We start from the raw sequence: 18,207 nt of genomic DNA, 5'->3' as shown, positions 1-18,207 counted from the left end.
CAGCGCCTGTGAGATCGAGCGCCGCAGGTGCCAGGCTTGGCATTTTCAGCGCCTATGAGATCGAGCGCCGCCCGCGCGGCGCTTCGCGGCGCAAGGCCGCTCCCACATCTGTTTCGGGCCAGTGCGGCCAGTGGCATTTGCGCGCGACCGCCTTGTTTGTACGACGCGATATTGAGGGGGGCACCAAGGGGCCGCGCGCCAATCCCCCAGGACTAATTGGCCCGAAACAAATGTAGGAGCGGCCTTGCGTCGCGATGCGCCGCGCGGGCGGCGCTCGATCTCATAGGCGCTGAAAATGCCAAGCCTGGCACCTGCGGCGCTCGATCTCATAGGCGCTGAAAATGTCGTGGCAAACACATGGCACCCCCTCAATACCCTCACCCTCAAACCGCCTCAACACGCGCCCAATAACGGCTGAACCGACGAACACGCACCGGCAAGGTAGTCGTGAGGTTATCCAGCACAGTGTCGATATTGCCCAAATGAAAAGCCCCAGACAGCCGCAGCTCACTGACCGCCTCATCACACCCAAGGTGCCCAGGCCGATAGCGTTGCAATTCGCTGACAACATCGCCAAGGCGCCAGTCATCCACCAGCAGCATGTCGCGGGTCCAGGCGTCAGGCAGCGCGGTGGCGGGCTGCACCAGCCCTACGCCATCGGCGCGAAAACTCAGTTGCTGGCCGGCCTCGACGCGCGTTGCGGCCAACGCATGCGCGCTGCGCACCTCCACGGCATGCTCCAGCACACAAACCCGGGTGCTATCGGCATCGCTGCGCACGGTGAACCGGGTGCCCAGGGCACGGATGCTGCCTTGATCGGTATGCACGATGAACGCTCGGGCCTGCTCGTCGCGGGCAGTTTCCACCGCTATCTCACCGCCCAACAGGTGCAATGCTCGCCATTGGGCGCTGTAGCGGATATCCACCGCCGTGGCCGTGTTCAACTGCAAGCGGCTGCCATCCTGCAAGCGCAGCGAACGGCGCTCGCCAACCCCTGTGCGCTGGTCGGCCATCAACCGCGCAACGCCCCCCTCGTTCCAGGCCAGCCCCCCTGCCCCGCCCGCAGCCAGCACGATCGACATCACCTTGAGCACCTCGCGGCGCTTGGCCCTGGCACTGCTCAGGGTCGGGCGGGCGATGCCCGGTGCCACCTGCTCGAACGTGCCCTGCAAGCGCGCCAGGCGTTCCCAGGCCTGCAAGTGCAATGGATGGCTGTGCAACCAGCGCTGATGCGCCGCACGCGTGGTTTCATCCGCATCGCAACGCAACTCGACATACCAACGCGCAGCGGCTTCGAGCACACGCCGGTCCAGGGGCTGAGCCTCGGCCACGGTTCAGTCCTCGGCCAGCATCAGGCAATGGGTCAGCGCACGCACGGCGTGCTTCTTGACGGTGGTGACCGAAACGTCCAGCCGCCGCCCGATCTCGACATAACTCAGCCCATCGAGTTGCGCCATCAGGAAAATTTCACGGGTGCGGGCGCCCAGGCCGTCGAGCAGGCGATCGATCTCCAGCAACGCTTCGATGATCAACGTGCGCGCCTCGGGCGAAACCTCGAACTGCTCGGGGCGGGCGGCCAGCGTTTCCAGGTAGGACTGCTCAACGGCCCGACGCCGGAACATGTCGATCATCAGGCTGCGCGCGATACTGCTCAGATAGGCCCGTGGTTCACGCAGCTCGGCCGCCTTGCGCAGGGTCAGCACGCGGATGAAGGTGTCCTGGGCCAGGTCTGCGGCATGCTCGACACAACCGAGCTTGTTGCGCAGCCACCCACACAGCCAGGGATGGTGCTCGGCGTAGAGCGTGTGCACGGTTTTTTGCAGGGAGGGGTCAGCGCAGGACATGGAGTGAACCGGCAAGGGCGTCTTTAGTAATGACTCTCATTTAACCTGAGTCGTCTGGGGCTTCGCAACCCTTCATTCATGCCGCTACTGCCACGCCGCCAGGCTGTCTGCCTGACCGGCGGCTGCCCCTCACATCACGCCTTGGTCAACTCACCGATCTTTTCCAGCCGAGCCCGCACGATGTTGCGGCTGATGTTCAACAACCGCCCGGTCTGCAACTGGTTGCCGTGGCAATAGCGGTACGCGGCCCGGAACACCGTCTCCTCGATGTGCTCGTAGAGGTTCGGCACGTTCTGCTCAAACAGCGCCAGCAACGCACTCTCAAGGTTGGCCGGTGGGGCGATCGCCGGTGCTGCGCCGGGATGCGCGGCATACACCTGGGCCGCGCCTTGCGGCCTCATGTCCACCAGGTGCAGGTCCGCAGGTGCCACGACCTGATAACGGCACACCAGCAGCGCATGGTGAATCGCGTTTTCCAGTTCGCGAATGTTGCCCGGCCAGCTATGGGCCAGCAATTTGCGTTCGGCGTCCGGGCTGAGCGCGGCACGCTCGTAACCCAGGCGCCGGCAATGCTCTTCGATGAAAAATTCTGCCAGTGGCAGAATGTCACCCGGCCGCTCACGCAGCGGCGGCAGGCGGATGGTAGCAACGTGCAGGCGGTAGAACAGGTCTTCACGAAAATGCCCCGCCACCACGGCATCGGCCAGGTTGACGTTGGTCGCCGCCACCAGGCGCACATTGATCGGGATCGGCGTGCGCGAGCCCAGCCGCACGACCTCGCGCTCCTGCAGCACGCGCAGCAACTTCACCTGCATGTTCAGCGGCAAGTCACCAATCTCGTCGAGGAACAGCGTGCCGCCGTTGGCAGCCTCGAACCAACCGGCCTTGTTCGAGGTGGCGCCGGTGAAGGCACCTTTCTCATGGCCGAACAGTTCGCTCTCGACCAGGGTTTCGGCAAACGCACCGCAGTTCACTGCCACGAACGGCTCGCGGCCACGACGGCTCAGTTGATGGATATGGCGAGCGACAAGTTCCTTGCCGGTTCCGGTTTCGCCGATGATCAGGGTATTGGCCTCGCTGGGCGCCAGGCGCTCGATACGGCTGAGCAACTCCTGGGAACGAGGGTCCTTGAACACAAGCACGGTGGCACGTACCGACTTGGTCAGCTCTCGGGCATTAGGATGGGTGATCAGCGACATGGGGGCATTCCTGGCAATTGACGCGCACCCCCATAGTGCCCGAAACAAATTAGATCAAAAAATTATTAATTCATCTTTATATATTCTAATTTGAAATATAAAAATTTCCAGCAACCGGCTGCTGCTGGAGCAGCAACCCGTCAACACTCCCCTGCCTGCCGATCAGCAGGCAAGGCTGCCCAACGTACCCTCCATACTCGCTGAAAGCCCCGCCGTTAAAGGCCTGCAGCGCGCTTTGCAAATCATGGCATGTATTTCGCTCTTGGCCTGTCAACGCCTGGTCCGCTGCAACACGCGGCCCAATCCTGTTGAACCCTGCCTGGAGCTGCACATGAACAATCTCTGGCGTCACGGCCTGGCCCTGCTGGGCGGCCTGCTCCTCAGCCTGACCGCACTGGCGGCCGAACCACCGGCTGCGGTGCGCATCGCCATCGTTGCCTTCACCCAAGGCGGCGCGCCGGTATTCGGTGGCATCCCGGGGCGGGTGATCGAAGATGGTTGGCTCGAACAGCAATTGACCGCCCGCGGCGTGAAACTGCAATGGACCGCCCTGCCCCACGCCGGCGCCGGCCCGCAAATCAACGAAGGCTTCAGCAACAACAGCCTGGACTTCGCCGTGCGCGGCGACCTGCCTTCGGTCATCGCCGGGGCCGGCCAGGTGCCCGGCAAGCTGATCGTGCCTGGCGGCAGCGGCAACAACATCTACCTGGTGGTGCCCAGTGACTCTACGGTAAACAGCATCCAGGACCTCAAGGGCAAGCGCCTGGCCCTGCACCGCGGGCGCCCCTGGGAGTTCGCCTTCAGCAACTTCCTGCAAAGCCAGGGGCTGACGCTCGGCGACTTCAAGGTCGCCAACCTCAACCCGCAGGTTGGCGCCGCCGCCGTGGCAGCCGGCAAGGTCGATGCAGCCGTGCTGCTCAACGAGGCCTATGCCCTGCAAGACAAAGGCGTGGCGCGGATCCTCTGGTCGACCAAGCAAGGCGCCAATGACTGGCGGCTGGTATCCGACCTGTGGGGCACCGACCGCTTCGTGCAGCAGCACGCCGACCTCACGCAGCTGGTCGCCACGGCCTGGGTGCGCGCGGCCTGGTGGATCTCCCAGGAGCAGAACCGCGATGGCTATTACGCGCTGTCCTCGCGCGCGGGCGTGGCCGAAAGCGTGCTGCGCCGTGACGACCAGGACGACCCGGTGGCGTGGAAGGCGCGCTGGGCACCGAAGAGCGATACCCAGCTCAAGGCCCACTACGACGCGCTGGGCCAGTACGCCCTGGCCAACCGCCTGATCCGCACGCCCTACGACATCACCCACGACCTGGCCACAGGCTTCACCCGCCAGGCACTGATCGACCTGCAGCTCACCCACTATTGGCCGTCCCTGGACGCTCAAATCAGCCAACAACCTTGAGAACATCACCCATGAAACTGCCTGTTTCCGTCATCTTCGGCCTTAGTGCCCTGGCCTTTTCCATTGGCGCCTTGGCCGCCGACACCTACGCCCCCACACCCGACCCACAACAGGGTGACGGCCGCGTTTCGAGCTTCTACACCTGGACCAAGGCGATCCCCGCCACGCCTGGCAAACTGCTGCGCAGCGAAGCACTGGACCCGGCGCTGAGCCTGCCCAACGCCGCCAGTGCCCAGCGCATCCTCTACACCTCGCTGGACGGCATCGACGGCAAGACGCCGATCGTGGTGTCCGGCGCGCTGTTCATTCCCAAGGGCAAGGCGCCGGCCGGCGGCTGGCCGGTCGCCAGTTGGGGCCATGGCACCGTCGGTGTGGCGGATATCTGCGCACCGTCGTGGGCCGGGCGCTCCTACCGCGATGTGCAGTACCTGAACCGCTGGCTCGAAGAGGGCTATGCCATCGTCGCCACCGACTACCAAGGCCTGGGCGTGCCAGGTGGCCACCCGCTGCTGAACAACCGCATGGCCGCCTACGGCATTCTCGATGCAGCCAAAGCCGTGGTCGCGGGCGTGCCTGGGCTTGCCGACAAAGTGCTGATCGTCGGCCAGTCCCAAGGCGGCGCCGGTGCGTTCGCAGCCGGTGCCTACGCGGCAACCTACGCGCCGAAACTGGGGGTCAAGGGCAGCATCGGCACCGGCGTGATCTACACCGTGGGCCAGAAAAACGTCGGCGAACAGGACCCGAACAAGGTCGACCCGGCGCTGGCGTACGGCTTCTACACCCTGCTTGCCGCGCAGCAGTACGACCCGAGCATCAACCCGCGTGATTTCTATACCGACAAAGCCCTGCCGCTGTTCGAGCAAGCGCGCACCAGTTGCCTGTCATCGCTGGTCAGTGACGTGGTCGGCACCGGCCTGACCCCGGCCAACGCCAAGAAGGACTACCAGGGCGATAAGCTCAAGCCATGGCTGGCACAGGTGTCCTACCCCACCCTGAAACTGGCCCAGCCGATCTTCATCGGCACCGGTGCCGAGGACAAGACCCCCGCCGCCGCCACCCAGGTAGCGCTGATGCAGGACGCCTGCAAGGCAGGCTCGGTGGTGCAAGGCCATCTGTACAAGGGCCTGGGGCACAGCGAAACGGTCAACGCCTCGCTCAAGGACTCGATCCCCTTCGCCCGCCAGGTCATCAGCGGCCAGCCGGTCACGCCCAACTGCAGCCCCAGCGTCCAATAAGGAAGCCACCTCATGAGCCTCGAATTCTTCACCCGCCTGCCGCTGCATGGCGAAACCCAGTACCTCCCAGGCGACCCCCGCAACCGTGGCGACTGGCACGCGGGCGGCGCCAGCAGCGGTGCCGTGTCCGGGTTTGCCGTAGGTGATCACTTCACCTATATCGACTACCTCGGCCAGATCGCCCGCGCAGCGGAAATCAACGGCTTCGGTGGCGCGCTGATGGTCAATGCACCCACCGGCGAAGAGCCGTGGACCGTGTGCTCGCTGCTGGCGCGAGAAACCCGCACCCTCAAGTTCGTCACCGCGTTCCAGCCCTACCACTACACACCCTGGGTGGCGGTGCAACAGGCCGCGACCTACCAGCGCGCCACGGGCAACCGGCTGGTGTGGAACATCATCAACGGCGGCTCCGATGCCCTCCAGCGCCAGGTCGGCGACTTCGAAGACCACGACCAGCGCTACGCCCGCGCCACGGAGTTCATGGACGTGGTGCGCGGCTACTGGCACAACGAGCAGTTTCACTACGAAGGCCGCTACTACCGCGCCGAGGGCGGCGGCCTGCGCGGGCCGCTGAAAAAAGCCGAGCTGCCGCTGATCTGCACGGCTGGTTCGTCGGTGGCGGCGCGCGAGTTCGCTGCCAAGCATGCCGACTTCTACCTGATGCGTGCCGAACACCCGGACGAGATCGCCGCGCTGATCGCCGACATCCGCGCCCGCGCCTTGAAGTGGGGGCGTACCGACATTCGCTTCGGCCTGTCCATCGATGTGATCGCCCGCGACACCGAAGAGGCCGCGCGGGCCGAGGCCAAACGCTTCTTCGACGAAGGCGTGGCCAAGGGCACGGTCAAGGCCCGCGCCGCCCACGCCGGCCTGCGCACGGCACGCAAGCTGAGCTACGAGCACGGCTACAGCGACAACGACAACGACGAGCAACAGGCCTTCGACGACTTTTTCATCCACCCCAACGTGTGGACCGGCTTCGGCTACATCGGCATCCCCCCGGGCTGCGCGCTGGTGGGCAGCTATGCCAACGTGGTGGCGCGCATCCGCGAATACCACGGCATCGGCATCGACCTATTCTTCCTCGCCGGCTACCCGCACCTGGAAGAAGCCTACCGCATCGGCGAGCACATCCTGCCGCACTTCCGTGACCAGCGGGCCGCCCTCACCCGCCCGGCACCCACCCCTGTGCAACTGCACGCCAGCAACGGAGCCTGATGCCATGGCCTGGGACGGTTACCCACTGAACCGGCGCAGCTTCCTCGGCCATGCCGGCGTGCTGGCCGGCGGGCTGCTGGCCGGCTGCGGCCCAAGCGACAGCCCCGGCCACGCGGTTGCCGACCTGCCGCGTCATGGCGGGCGCCTGCGCCTGGGCATCATCGATGGCAACCAGAGCGGTAACCTCGACGCCCACAAGCCGGTCGGCAGCGGCATCGTGCGGGGCTTTGCCCTGTACAGCAAGCTGTGGGAGTGGGACGAGCAGATGCAGCCGCGCCTGGCCCTGGCCGAACTTGCCGAGCCCAATGCCGACGCCAGCGGCTGGACCCTGCGGCTCAAACCGGGGCTGGAGTTTCACCACGGCAAGACCATCGACGCCGACGACCTGATCTTCTCCATCCGGCGCCTGACCGACCCGCAGCTGGCCTCACCCTACGCGGCGCTGCTGCACTGGGTCGACCGCGACAACCTGGTCAAGCTCGACTCACGCACCGTGCGCCTGGGTTTTCGCGAAGGCCGTAGCTACCTGCCGCTGCCCGAAACCTGGGTCAACTTCGGCGGCATCGTGCCGGTCGATTACCACCCCGTCACCAACCCGGTCGGTGCCGGGCCTTACAAACTCAAAAGCTTCACCCCGGGCCAACGCTCGCTGTTCACCCGTTTCGACAACTACTACAAGCCCGGCAAGCCCTACGCCGATGAACTGGAAATCATCGACTTCAAGGACCAGACCGGCCGCCTGGCGGCCTTGCGCGCCGGGCAGATCGACATGGCCAACGTGATGTCCACCGAGCACCTTCAGGTGCTGCAGGCCGACCCGCGCCTGCGCCTGTTGAAATCGGTGAGCGGCAACTGGTTGTCGTTCGACATGAACACCGCCAAGCCGCCGTTCGACGACCCACGGGTGCGCGAGGCGTTTCGCCTGCTGGCCGACCGCGAAGAGCTGGTGCGCCGCGCGCTCAATGGCCAAGGCCGCGTGGCCAACGACCTGTACGCACCCTTCGACCCCACCTTCGACCACAGCCTCGGGCCACGCCCGCATGACCCACAACGGGCGGCGCAGCTGCTCAAGGACGCAGGCCAGGAAGGCCTGCAGGTGGAACTGGTGACGACCCCAGGGCCGGGGCTTGCCTCAGCGCTGGTGCTGGCCGAACAGGCGCGGCGCATCGGCGTGACGATCACGGTGCGTCAAGTGGACCTGGCAACGTTCCAGGGCCCGCAACGCGACGACTGGACCTTGAGCACCGGTGGCAGCATCGGCGCGCCGTTTCTGGCCAGCGCCATTCACACCGACGCGCCGTTCGCCGTGGCCAACAAGACCCACTTCCACGACCGCGCCTTCAGCGAAGCCTTCCTCGCCGCCATGGCTCAGCCTGACCTGGAGAAACGCAAGGCGCTGGTGCACCGCGCGCAGCGCATCCAATACGAACGCGGCGGCATGCTGATCTGGGGCTTTGCCGATTTGCTCGACAGCGTCAGTACCCGGGTGGGTGGGGCGCAGGCGGAGCAATCGCTGTTCAGTACCTGGAGGTTCGAGAGCCTGTGGCTGAGAAGTTGAGCATCAGGGGCGCTTAGCGCCCCCGGCAATCCCCCGATAAACCCATCAACCGCAGGCGCGGCTGCGCCCCTCGCTTTTCCCATTCCCCGAATAGTACGAGGCCCAGCCCCATGCCCCGCGTTGCCTTGCTGCACCCCAAATTCCAGCCCAGCTCGCTGGCCCTCGCCATCCTGGCCGCTACCGTGCCCATGGCGTATGCCGAAGACACCCCCCTGCAAACGGTCACCGTGCAAGCCGAACAAACTGACGACGACGCCCTGCCTACGCGCCCACCCGCCTCGATCTACGGCGGCCTGGAAACCAAGGTCCTCGACACCCCACGCTCGGTCACCCAGATCAACGCCGAGCAACTGGCCCGCGACCCGATCCAGAGCGCTGATGACCTGGTCAAGTACGCCCCCGGCATTACCCGCGGTGGCGGCCAGAACGCCGGTATCGCCCCGCAGATGCGCGGGCAGAACTCCGAGGTGTTCCAGGATGGCCAACGCGCCTACGGCGTACGCCACCCCGCCAACTTCAACGCCTACGAGGGTGCCGACATCGTTGCCGGGCCCTCCTCGGTCACCTACGGTTCGGTCAGTGGCAGCGGCGGCTACGTCAACTACCTGAGCAAGAAGCCCGACTTCAACCGCTTCCGTACCCGCCTCAGCGGCGAAGTCGGCAGTTGGGTCCCCGACGGCGAATCGCGCGATGCCAGCAAATTCAGTGTCGACCACACCGGCCCCATCAGTGACAGCCTGGCCTACCGGGTCAGCATCACCCGCCAGCGCCAGCAAACCTTCTACGACAACGTCGACAACAACTTCGACGCGTTCTACGGCGCACTCGCCTGGCGCAACGACAACCTGCGGGTGGACTGGAACGCCGCCTACGACGACTACTACGACTACAACATCACCCACGGCTGGAACCGTGCCACCCAAGACCTGGTAGACCACGGCAAGTACAACGCCGGCCGTGCCACGCCGATCATCCAGAACGGCAACAACCTGTGGTCGCCGGTGCTGTCGTCCGCTGCCAGCGACGCCCAGGTGCTGGGCTGGGTGCAGCGCCAGCGCAACGCGCAGGGCCAGTACCAGGTGGTCGATGGCAGCTTCCAGGGCGCCTCACCCAACACCCAGGCAAACCCAGGCAGCCTGCGCGGCTGGGTGTACGACCCGGCGCTGGCAGGCAATGGCCAGACCTCGCTGTCGGCGCAGACCGGCCAGCGCGCCGAGGACCAGAACCGCTCGCGGCGCTTCACCACACAACTGCGCGTCGAGGGTGACCTGACCCCGTCGATCACCCTGGCCAACAGCACCTTCTACCAGCGCTCGACCGACACCACCGATGCTGTGGGCGCGTTCCAGGTGCAAGGCAAGGACGACATCTTCGACAACCGCTTCGAGTTCCGCGCCCGCGGGCAATGGCAACTGGGCGGCCTGACGCTGGTCGACGACAGCAACAACGGGCTGATCTACCGCCGCGAAAGCAACGAGTCGATCGCTGCCAACAACAATTTCGGCTCCACCATCAACGCCTACGACCTCACCCTCGACCCGACCCTGAAAAACCCGGGCGACCTGCTTGGCCTGGCCGGGCGCAACCCCGCAGGCGGCAACGGCGCCTGGATCGGCCAACCCGGCGTGCCGCAGCTGTCCAGCTATTACGGCTGGCTCAACCTGCCGGCCATGTACCCGGCGGGGCACGGCCTGTACGCCGAATCGGTGGCGCCCTACACCGCCGACAGCACCTGGACCACCAAGACCCTGTTCAGCCAGCACAACCTGCGCCTGGGCGAGCGCGTGGGGTTGAATGTGGGGGCCAGCCGCAGCTGGATCGATGCCCGCATCGAAAACCCCTTCGTGCTCGCCGGCGGCAACCCGCGCAAGGACTCGGACAACTACCGGCTGTTCTCGGTACAGGTAAGCCCCTACTTCAAGCCCACCGACAACAGCACCCTGTACTACACCTTCGACCGCTCGCTGGCCGTCAATACCGGCTTCTTCACCAATGGCCTGGGCTGGGGCAGTGGCACCGGGGCCAACCAGCTCAACCCGCTGGCGTTCGAGAGCCTGAGCGTGCTGCACGAAGTAGGGTTGAAGGTGGAGGCCGTGCCCGACCAGCTGTTCTTCACCCTGGCCGCCTACAAGCAGGCACGCGACCAGGCGCCGGACAGCAACAACAATATCGCCCGGCTGATCGTCAAAGGCTGGGAAGCGACCCTGCGTTACCAGGACGAGCACCTGCGCGGGGGCCTCAACCTCAGCCGCATCAGTGCCTACAACGAGTTCACCAGCCAGGCCGGGTTTGCCTCGGCCGGTTTCATCGCCGACAACGGCACCGTGTTCGGCGACAACAACAGCCTCAACCAGCGCCCGTCCGGCAAGTTCGATGCGGTGCAGATCCCCGAGTACAACGCCGGCGGCTATGTCGACTACCGCTTCGATTCCGGCTTCGGCGTGGAGCTTTCCGGCTGGTGGACCAGCAGTTGGTACCTGAACCTGAGCAAGACGGTGAAGGTGCCCGACGAATACAACCTCGACCTTGCCGTGTACTACCGCCAGCCCCAGTGGGGCGTCACGGTGCGCATGCTCAACGTTACCGACGAGCTGAATTTCGTCAGTGGCCTGGCAGGTTCGACCAACACCTTCCTGCAACCGATGCCCGGGCGCACCTTGCTGGCTCAGGTCGATTACCAGTTCTGACCCCATCCTCACCGTAAAAGGCTTAAGCCATGTCCATTGAATTCGTCGGTATGATCTTCCCCCGCCAGTGGTCCGAGACGCGCGGCGTACGCTCACCCGACTTCGACCTGCCGTTCATCCGCCACCATGCCCGCACCCATGAGCAGGCCGGTTTCGACCGCGTGCTGATCGCCAGCGGCCCCGGTAGCGCCGACAGCCTGCAGATTGCCGCCTATGCGGCCGCGCACACCGAACGCCTCGGCTTCATGATCGCCCACCGCCCGGCGCTCACCGCGCCGACGGTGGCTGCGCGGGCATTCGCCACCCTCGACCACACCACCGGCGGCGGGCGCATCCGCTTGCACGCGATCACCGGCATCACCGCCGAGCCGCAGGAAGGTGACACCCTGCTGGACAAGACCGAGCGCTACCGGCGTGCCGACGAGTACCTGGAGATTGTCCGGCGCACCTGGACGGCCGAGGAGCCGTTCGACTTCGAAGGCCGCTTCTTCAACATCCAAGGGGCCTTCTCGCCGGTCAAGCCGCTGCAGCAGCCGCATATCCCGATCTCCTTCGGTGGCTCGTCCGATATCGCTTACCAGATCGCCGTCAAACATGCGGACCTGTATGCCCTGTGGGGTGAACCGCTGGCCGGTGTGGCCGAGCAGATCGCCAAGCTCAAGGCTGCAGCGAGTGCCGCAGGCGTGGCGGCACCCCGGGTGAGTTTGTCGGTGCGGTTGATTCTGGGGGCCACCGAGGAGCTGGCCTGGCAGCGTGCCGAGCAGATCCTCGCGCAGATCAAGGCCAACCCGCAGTTTGCAGCGGACAGCCCATGGCAGAAGCGCATCAAGGGCACAGGCTCCGAGCGGCTGCTTGCCGCCGCCGCCCGCGCTGACCGGCATGACCGGGCGTTGTGGATGCCGACGGCGACGGCGGTGGGGGCTTATGGTGATACCACGGCGCTGGTGGGCACGCCCGAAACGGTGGCGCAGGCCTTGCTGGATTATGTTGATCTAGGCGTGAGTACGTTTCTCAACCGTGGGTATGACCCGCTGTATGACACGGTGGATTACGGGCGCTGGGTGATCCCGGCGGTACGCGAGGAAGTGCGCCGGCGCCAGGCTCGATTCGCCGGGTAACTGCAGTTTCCAGGGTGCTGTGGGAAAGGGGCGCACAGCGCCCCCAACGGTCACAACGAAAACGGATAACTCACGATCAACCGCGTCTGGTCGAAGTCACCACTGAAGCTGCGCCGGTTGCTGGCGTTGTTCAACCGAATGTTGAGGTTCTTCAAGGTGCCACTCTGGAAGGTGTAGTTCACCTCGGTGTCACGCTCCCACTCCTTGCCATTGCTGCCCGCCCCCGTGGTGGCATTCTCGCCGTGCCCATAGCGCACCATCGCCAACAACCCTGGCACGCCCATCGCGGCAAAGTTGTAGTCATAACGCACCTGCCAGGATCGCTCATCGGCGTTGCTGAAGTTGCCATTGAACATATCGTTGCCCAAGGTCCGGCCACTGCTGCCATACACCGACATCCACTGGCTGTCGCCGCTGACCTTCTGCAACCCAAGGTACACCGTGTGCCCGCTGTGCGAAGCCGACACCAAGCCATACGCCGTGCGGCTCTGGATATCGCCAATGCGCGCCTGACCGTCTTCCTTGTCGATGAAATAACCCAGGTTGGCCGCCAGCGTCCAGTTACCCAGCGGCTGCGTGTGCAGCAGGTTGAAGTAGCTTTGCTGGTAGATGTCTTCGAGCTGCGAATGCCAGGCACCGACCAGCGTGCGCTGCTGGTTGAAACGGTACTCGGCACCGGCGTAATTGAAGCCGTCAGCCATCACCCCCGGCGCCGCCCAGGCCGACAAGTCCTGCATGTTGGACGAGTTGCGCAGGCTCACCTCACGGTACTGGCCAGCCTGCAGGCTCAGGCCTTCTATCTCGCGCGAGTCGAGCATCGCCCCGCGAAAGGTCTGCGGCAGCAAGCGGCCATCGTCGTAGCGCAACAGCGGGATGTCGGGCATCAGCTCGCCCACCTTCAGCTCAGTTGCCGAAATGCGCAGCTTGGCCGCCAGCCCGGCCCGCCCATAGTTGTCTGCCGCACGCCCGTCATCGTGCACCGGCAGCAACTCGGAGCCACTGGCATCGCGGCTGCTGTCCAGCTTCATGCCGAACAGGGCAATGCCATCCAGGCCGACGCCGACCAGGCCAGGGGTATAGCCGGAGGTGAACTTCAGAATGAAGCCCTGGGCCCACTCGTCGACCTTGCTCTTGGCCGCACCCGAATCGCGAAAATCCCGGTTGAAGTAGTAGTTGCGCAGCGTCAGCCCAGCCTTGGCATCTTCGAAGAAGCCGCCCTCCTCGGCCCAGGCAGGCAGGCTCAGGCCTGACACCAGCGAAACGGCAACGGCCGTACGGGCCAGGGTGCAAGACGTGTCGATCATTATTATTGTTCTCCGCTTTTCATGGACGCAGCCGGCCCCTGCGGGCGGCTCGGCGCCCGTCATCGGGTGGCTGCTGGGGTGCCCGGCCGGGCCGGGCAGCACTCAGGGGCTCAGTGCATCAGAAGGGGTACGCGCGCGGCGTGTGCTGCACGCTGACCCAGTGATCGCGGGTGAACTCGTCGATCGCCCAGTCACCGTTGAAGCGCCCGAGCCCCGAGTTTTTCTCGCCACCGAACGGCGCATTGGCCTCATCGTTCACCGGGATATCGTTGATGTGCGTCATGCCCGCACGCACCTGGCGCGCAAAGCGCACGGCACGCTCCAGGTTGCGGCTGAACACCGCGCTGGAAAGCCCGAACTCGCTGGCGTTGGCCAGCGCCAAGGCATGGGCTTCATCGCGCGCACGCAACAGGCCGACCAGGGGGCCGAAGATTTCATTGCGGGCCAGGTCCATGTCGACCGTGACTTCGCCATACACATGCGGCGCCAGCAGGTTGCCGGTCACCCCACCCTCGTACAACGGCTCGGCGCCCTCAGCCCGGGCCAGGCTGATTTTCTCTTGCAGGCCCTGCAGTTGCCGGGCGTTGATCACCGGGCCGATCACCGTTGCCGGCAAATTCGGGTCCCCCACCACCAACGCTTTGACGCGTGCGACGAAGCGCTCGGCAAATGCGTCGTAAAGGCTGTCATCGATAATGATCCGGTTCACCGCCATGCAGATCTGCCCCTGATGCAGGAACTTGCCGAACACGGCAGCGTTCACCGCCTGGTCGAGATCGGCATCGTCCAGCACCACGAACGGGCTATTGCCGCCCAGCTCCAGCGCAACATGCTTGAGGTGCTGGCCACCGCTGGCGATACGGCCGATGCCGCGCCCCACCGGGGTGGAACCGGTAAAGGTGATCAACGAGGGCAGCTCATGCTCGACAAAGGCATCGCCGATTTCACTGCCTGCACCGACCACCACGCTGAGTACGCCCGCCGGCAGCCCGGCTTCTTCGAAGATGCGCGCCAGCAGCAAACCGCCGCACACCGGCGTATCGCTGGCGGGCTTGACCACCACGGCATTGCCCAGCGCCAGGGCGGGGGCAATCGAGCGTTGGGTCAGGTGCAAAGGGAAGTTCCACGGGCTGATGACCCCGACCACGCCCAAGGCGCTGCGGTACACGCGGCTTTCCTTGCCCGGCACGTTGGAGTCGACGATACGCCCGTGCACCCGCGATGGAAACGACGCAGCCTCCAGCGCAATCGCCCGCGCCGCGCCCCATTCCAGTTGCGCCTTGAGCCGGGTGCTGCCGGACTCGCGAATGATCCACTCGACAATTTCTTCGCGGCGACGGTCAAACACCGCCACCACCTCATGCAGCACCGCCGCCCGCGCCGCTGGCCCCAGGCCCGCCCATTGCGGCTGGGCCTGGGCGGCAGCGCGGTAGGCCGCATCGAGGTCATCACGGTTGGCCTGTGGAATCTGCAGCAACAAGGCGTCGTCGAACGGGTTGTGCACGTTCAGGGTCTTGCCGGCAGCGCCGGCGCGCCATTGGCCGGCAATCGGCTGCAGGTGAAGGTCACGGTAACGCGGGCAGGTATCAGACATGAAAGGCTCCTTGGTCAAAACGTAGGTTTGTTGGCCGCTTCCGGCGCGTCGGCCGGTTGCGGTGCACGCACGTGGATGCAGACGATGGCCAGCGCACCGATCACCCCCGGCAAGGCGAAAGCCAGGAAGTTCTGCTGCAACGGCAACTGCATGGACAGCAGGCTGCCACCGAGCATCGGCCCTGCAATCGCACCCAGGCGGCCGATGCCGGCGGCCCAGCCGACGCCGGTGGAGCGGATGTGCGCGGGGTAGGCAATCGAGGCATAGGCGTGGATGACTGCCAGGGTGCCGATGGTGGTGGCCCCGGCAACCAGCAACAGCAGGTTCAGCAGCACAGGGCCAGGCTGCAGGCCCAATGCCGCCAGCGACAGGGCGGCCAGCACGAAGAACAGCGCCAGGGTGCGCTGCACCCCAAGCCGGTCGGCCAGCCAGCCGCCGAACAGCGCGCCCAGCGTGGCGCCGATGTTCAGCGTCACCAGAAACGCAAGGCTCGAGCCCAGCGGATAGCCCCCCTGCGCCATCAACTTGGGCAGCCAAGTGTTGAGGCCGTAGCTCATCAGCATGCACATGGCGAAGGCCACCCACAGCAGCAAGGTTGCCAATGCCTGGCCCTTGCCGAACAACTGCGCCACGCGCGCCGTGCGCACCGGCTGGCCGGCGCCCTGCAGGCGCAGCTCGGTGCCTGGGCGGAACGTCGGGTCGACCTTGACCAGCAGCCGATCAAGCTCGTCACGGCGGCCCTTGAGCTCAAGAAACGCCGCCGACTCAGGCAAGTACCGCAGCATGAACGGCACCGCCAGCACTGGCAGCACGGCCACGTAGAACACCGCCTGCCAGCCCCACTGCGGGATCACCACGATCGCCAGCAGGGCCGACAGCACCGCACCCACCGAGTAGAAGCTGGACATTATCGTGATCATGGTGCTGCGCCGCCCCTGGGGGGCGAATTCGCTGATCAGGTTCACTGCGCTCGGCACCAGCGCCCCCAGCGCCAACCCCGTCACCAGGCGGCATGCACCGAGCTGCAGCGGGGTGCTCGCATGCCCGGTCATGAAGGCGGCGCAACTGGCCAGCAAGGTGGTCAGGATAATCAGCTTGCGCCGCCCGTAACGGTCAGCCAGCGGCGCCAGCAAGGTGCCGCCGAACAACATGCCGAACAGTGCACAACTGCCCAGTGTGCCGGCTTCGATTGCACTGAGTTGCCACTCTTGCATCAGGCGCGGCACCACCGAGCCGTAGATCACCATGTCATAGCCGTCGAACAGCATGATGAAACAGCCCCACAGCAGTATCAGCAGGTGGGTGCGATTAAAGGGTGCAGCATCGATCACTTCACTGACGGAAGTCGTCTTCATAGCCACCTCGGTTTTTTATTGTTGTTGTGTTTCGCGCCACGCGCGGCGGTTGCCCGATGCTTCAGGGAGCAATGGTCTGGGTCGGTACCTCGATCAGCACGGGGCGGTTACCCGCCAGGGCCGCGCTGAACGCACGGGCGAACTCGGCGCCGGTTTGCGCCTGCACAGCCTGTACGCCGTACCCCTGGGCGATGGCGCAAAAGTCCAGGCCTGGCACGTCCAGCCCTGGCGCATCGCTCACGTTCAGCACATCGGCGAACCAGCGCAGCGCCCCATAAGTGCCGTTCTTCAGAATGATGAACACTACCGGGATGTTGTACTGCGCAGCCGTCCACAGCGCGGTGATGCCGTAGTTCGCCGAGCCGTCGCCGATGATGCCGATGACGCGCCGCTCGGGGGATGCCAGCTGCACGCCGACCGCCGCTGGCAGGCCGAAACCCAAGCCCCCTGCGGCCGGGAAGAAGTAGCTGCCCGGCTCACGCATTGCAATACGCCGCCAGAAGGCACCGACCGTGGAGGTGGACTCCTTGACGTAGATCGCGTTGGCGGGGGCCAGGCGGTCGATCAGCTCAAAGACCGTTTCCGGGTGCAGCAGCCCGCCGTCGTCGGCCACCGGCTCCGGCTGCGGCAAGGCCACCGGCATGGGCCGCTCGCTCGGCGTCACCCCCGCCACCAGGGCTTCAAGTGTCAGCGCGATATCCGCGACCAGGGCATCACCCATCGGAGCGCGCGCGGCCTCGCCAGGGTCGCAGGTCAGGTGCAGCAGCTGGCAGTCGGCAGGCAGGTAGTCGCCCGGTGCATATTGGTGATAGCGAAACACCGGTGCCCCCACCACCAGGATGAGGTCGTGCTCCGCCAGGCAGCGGCTGATGCCCGCGATCGAGGCCGGCAGTACTCCACGGAAACACGCATGCCGCGTCGGGAACGGGCAACGTGAGGCCGACGGCGCCACCCAGGCGGTCATGCGCAGCTTTTCCGCCAGTTGCACCGCCAGGCCGTTGGCCCCGCAGCCATCGACATCTGGCCCCAGTACCAGCACGGGGTTGCGCGCCGCCGACAAGCGCTCGCACAGCCCCTGCACCTGTGCCGGCGAAGCCAGCCCGGCACTGGCCACCTGTCGACGGGCCAGATGCTCGACGCCCTTCGGTGCTTCGCAGGCCCAGTCGTCATAAGGGATCGATACATACACAGGGCCGCGTGGCGGCAGGCTGGCAGCATGGATCGCCTGGCTGAGGGCACGCGGCACATCCTGCGCCGAGGCCGGTTCGTGGCTCCACTTGACCAGCGGCTTGGGCAACTGCGCCGCGTCCACATTGGCCAGCATGGCCTCCACGCCGATCATGCTGCGTACCTGCTGGCCGGCGGTGATCACCAGCGGGCTGTGGGAGTACCAGGCGTTGGTCAGTGCGCCCATGCCATTGCCGGTGCCGGCCGCGGCATGCAGGTTGACGAACGTCGGCTGGCCGCTGGCAAGCGCATAGCCGTCGGCCATGCCCACTACCGCCCCTTCATGCAGGCCCAGGACATAGCGAAAGTCTTCTGGGAAGCCCTTGAGAAACGGCAGCTCGTTGGAGCCAGGGTTACCAAAGATGGTGGTCAGGCCATGCTGGCGGAGGATGTCGTAGGCGGCGCTGTGAACAGTTTTCATAAAGACCCTTGCAGCTCGTTTTTAGAATTTGGGTTACTTTTG

The 18,207-nt window shown here is 65.4% G+C and carries 13 protein-coding genes; 6 read left to right on the top strand and 7 right to left on the bottom strand.

Annotation, left to right across the window (positions count from 1 at the left end; genetic code table 11):
• Positions 1-383: 383 nt before the first annotated feature.
• The 3 genes from LJX93_RS10565 to LJX93_RS10555 form a co-directional block, all read right to left on the bottom strand.
• Complete coding sequence (locus LJX93_RS10565; protein ID WP_033697251.1) at positions 384-1,331, bottom strand: FecR domain-containing protein; 948 nt, start codon at positions 1,329-1,331, stop codon at positions 384-386.
• A gap of 3 nt (positions 1,332-1,334) precedes the next feature.
• Positions 1,335-1,844, bottom strand: coding sequence for a sigma-70 family RNA polymerase sigma factor (locus tag LJX93_RS10560; RefSeq protein ID WP_227697157.1), 510 nt, complete (start codon positions 1,842-1,844; stop codon positions 1,335-1,337).
• 134 nt (positions 1,845-1,978) lie between these two features.
• Positions 1,979-3,043, bottom strand: a complete 1,065-nt coding sequence (locus LJX93_RS10555; RefSeq protein WP_033697246.1) for a sigma-54 interaction domain-containing protein — start codon at positions 3,041-3,043, stop codon at positions 1,979-1,981.
• A gap of 331 nt (positions 3,044-3,374) precedes the next feature.
• Here LJX93_RS10555 and LJX93_RS10550 point away from each other — a divergent pair, with 331 nt between their 5' ends.
• The 6 genes from LJX93_RS10550 (at position 3,375) to LJX93_RS10525 (ending at position 12,264) form a co-directional block, all read left to right on the top strand.
• The gene (locus tag LJX93_RS10550) at positions 3,375-4,448 is read left to right on the top strand and encodes a PhnD/SsuA/transferrin family substrate-binding protein (protein ID WP_227697156.1); all 1,074 of its coding nucleotides are present in this window, start codon (positions 3,375-3,377) and stop codon (positions 4,446-4,448) included.
• Between the two features lie 11 nt (positions 4,449-4,459).
• Positions 4,460-5,683 (top strand): lipase family protein, encoded by a 1,224-nt coding sequence (locus LJX93_RS10545; RefSeq protein WP_033697239.1) that lies wholly within the window; start codon positions 4,460-4,462, stop codon positions 5,681-5,683.
• A gap of 12 nt (positions 5,684-5,695) precedes the next feature.
• The gene (locus LJX93_RS10540; RefSeq protein ID WP_156311374.1) at positions 5,696-6,901 is read left to right on the top strand and encodes an LLM class flavin-dependent oxidoreductase; all 1,206 of its coding nucleotides are present in this window, start codon (positions 5,696-5,698) and stop codon (positions 6,899-6,901) included.
• Between the two features lie 4 nt (positions 6,902-6,905).
• Complete coding sequence (locus LJX93_RS10535) at positions 6,906-8,459, top strand: ABC transporter substrate-binding protein (protein ID WP_033697235.1); 1,554 nt, start codon at positions 6,906-6,908, stop codon at positions 8,457-8,459.
• Positions 8,460-8,569: 110 nt separating this feature from the next.
• A complete protein-coding gene (locus tag LJX93_RS10530) occupies positions 8,570-11,146 on the top strand; it encodes a TonB-dependent receptor (protein ID WP_095065221.1) in 2,577 nt (858 codons plus the stop codon).
• A gap of 29 nt (positions 11,147-11,175) precedes the next feature.
• A complete protein-coding gene (locus LJX93_RS10525) occupies positions 11,176-12,264 on the top strand; it encodes an LLM class flavin-dependent oxidoreductase (RefSeq protein ID WP_047583525.1) in 1,089 nt (362 codons plus the stop codon).
• A 50-nt stretch (positions 12,265-12,314) separates the two neighbouring features.
• On the opposite strand, the gene LJX93_RS10520 is transcribed toward LJX93_RS10525, so the two are convergent.
• The 4 genes from LJX93_RS10520 to mdlC form a co-directional block, all read right to left on the bottom strand.
• Positions 12,315-13,568, bottom strand: a complete 1,254-nt coding sequence (locus LJX93_RS10520; RefSeq protein ID WP_033697229.1) for an OprD family porin — start codon at positions 13,566-13,568, stop codon at positions 12,315-12,317.
• A gap of 118 nt (positions 13,569-13,686) precedes the next feature.
• Positions 13,687-15,162 carry an aldehyde dehydrogenase family protein gene (locus LJX93_RS10515; protein ID WP_047583524.1) on the bottom strand — a complete coding sequence of 492 codons (1,476 nt, stop codon included), beginning with the start codon at positions 15,160-15,162 and terminating at the stop codon, positions 13,687-13,689.
• Positions 15,163-15,176: 14 nt separating this feature from the next.
• Positions 15,177-16,517 carry an MFS transporter gene (locus LJX93_RS10510; RefSeq protein ID WP_033697225.1) on the bottom strand — a complete coding sequence of 447 codons (1,341 nt, stop codon included), beginning with the start codon at positions 16,515-16,517 and terminating at the stop codon, positions 15,177-15,179.
• Positions 16,518-16,578: 61 nt separating this feature from the next.
• Positions 16,579-18,165, bottom strand: a complete 1,587-nt coding sequence (gene mdlC / locus LJX93_RS10505; protein ID WP_033697224.1) for a benzoylformate decarboxylase — start codon at positions 18,163-18,165, stop codon at positions 16,579-16,581.
• Positions 18,166-18,207: the final 42 nt, after the last annotated feature.

It is taken from the genome of Pseudomonas sp. HN2-3 (assembly GCF_020691745.1).
In the GTDB taxonomy this organism is placed as follows: Bacteria; Pseudomonadota; Gammaproteobacteria; order Pseudomonadales; family Pseudomonadaceae; genus Aquipseudomonas; species Aquipseudomonas capeferrum.
Note: the sequence above shows the minus strand (reverse complement) of the source record. Positions and strands in the feature narration are given on the sequence as shown.

What these genes read in the sequence shown, in the direction of transcription:
- LJX93_RS10545 (WP_033697239.1), top strand. Translation starts at nt 4,460, where the DNA reads ATGAAACTGCCTGTTTCCGTCATCTTCGGCCTTAGTGCCCTGGCCTTT.
- LJX93_RS10525 (WP_047583525.1), top strand. Translation starts at nt 11,176, where the DNA reads ATGTCCATTGAATTCGTCGGTATGATCTTCCCCCGCCAGTGGTCCGAG.
- LJX93_RS10530 (WP_095065221.1), top strand. Translation starts at nt 8,570, where the DNA reads ATGCCCCGCGTTGCCTTGCTGCACCCCAAATTCCAGCCCAGCTCGCTG.
- LJX93_RS10550 (WP_227697156.1), top strand. Translation starts at nt 3,375, where the DNA reads ATGAACAATCTCTGGCGTCACGGCCTGGCCCTGCTGGGCGGCCTGCTC.
- mdlC (WP_033697224.1), bottom strand. Translation starts at nt 18,165, where the DNA reads ATGAAAACTGTTCACAGCGCCGCCTACGACATCCTCCGCCAGCATGGC.
- LJX93_RS10520 (WP_033697229.1), bottom strand. Translation starts at nt 13,568, where the DNA reads ATGATCGACACGTCTTGCACCCTGGCCCGTACGGCCGTTGCCGTTTCG.
- LJX93_RS10540 (WP_156311374.1), top strand. Translation starts at nt 5,696, where the DNA reads ATGAGCCTCGAATTCTTCACCCGCCTGCCGCTGCATGGCGAAACCCAG.
- LJX93_RS10535 (WP_033697235.1), top strand. Translation starts at nt 6,906, where the DNA reads ATGGCCTGGGACGGTTACCCACTGAACCGGCGCAGCTTCCTCGGCCAT.
- LJX93_RS10515 (WP_047583524.1), bottom strand. Translation starts at nt 15,162, where the DNA reads ATGTCTGATACCTGCCCGCGTTACCGTGACCTTCACCTGCAGCCGATT.
- LJX93_RS10560 (WP_227697157.1), bottom strand. Translation starts at nt 1,844, where the DNA reads ATGTCCTGCGCTGACCCCTCCCTGCAAAAAACCGTGCACACGCTCTAC.
- LJX93_RS10555 (WP_033697246.1), bottom strand. Translation starts at nt 3,043, where the DNA reads ATGTCGCTGATCACCCATCCTAATGCCCGAGAGCTGACCAAGTCGGTA.
- LJX93_RS10510 (WP_033697225.1), bottom strand. Translation starts at nt 16,517, where the DNA reads ATGAAGACGACTTCCGTCAGTGAAGTGATCGATGCTGCACCCTTTAAT.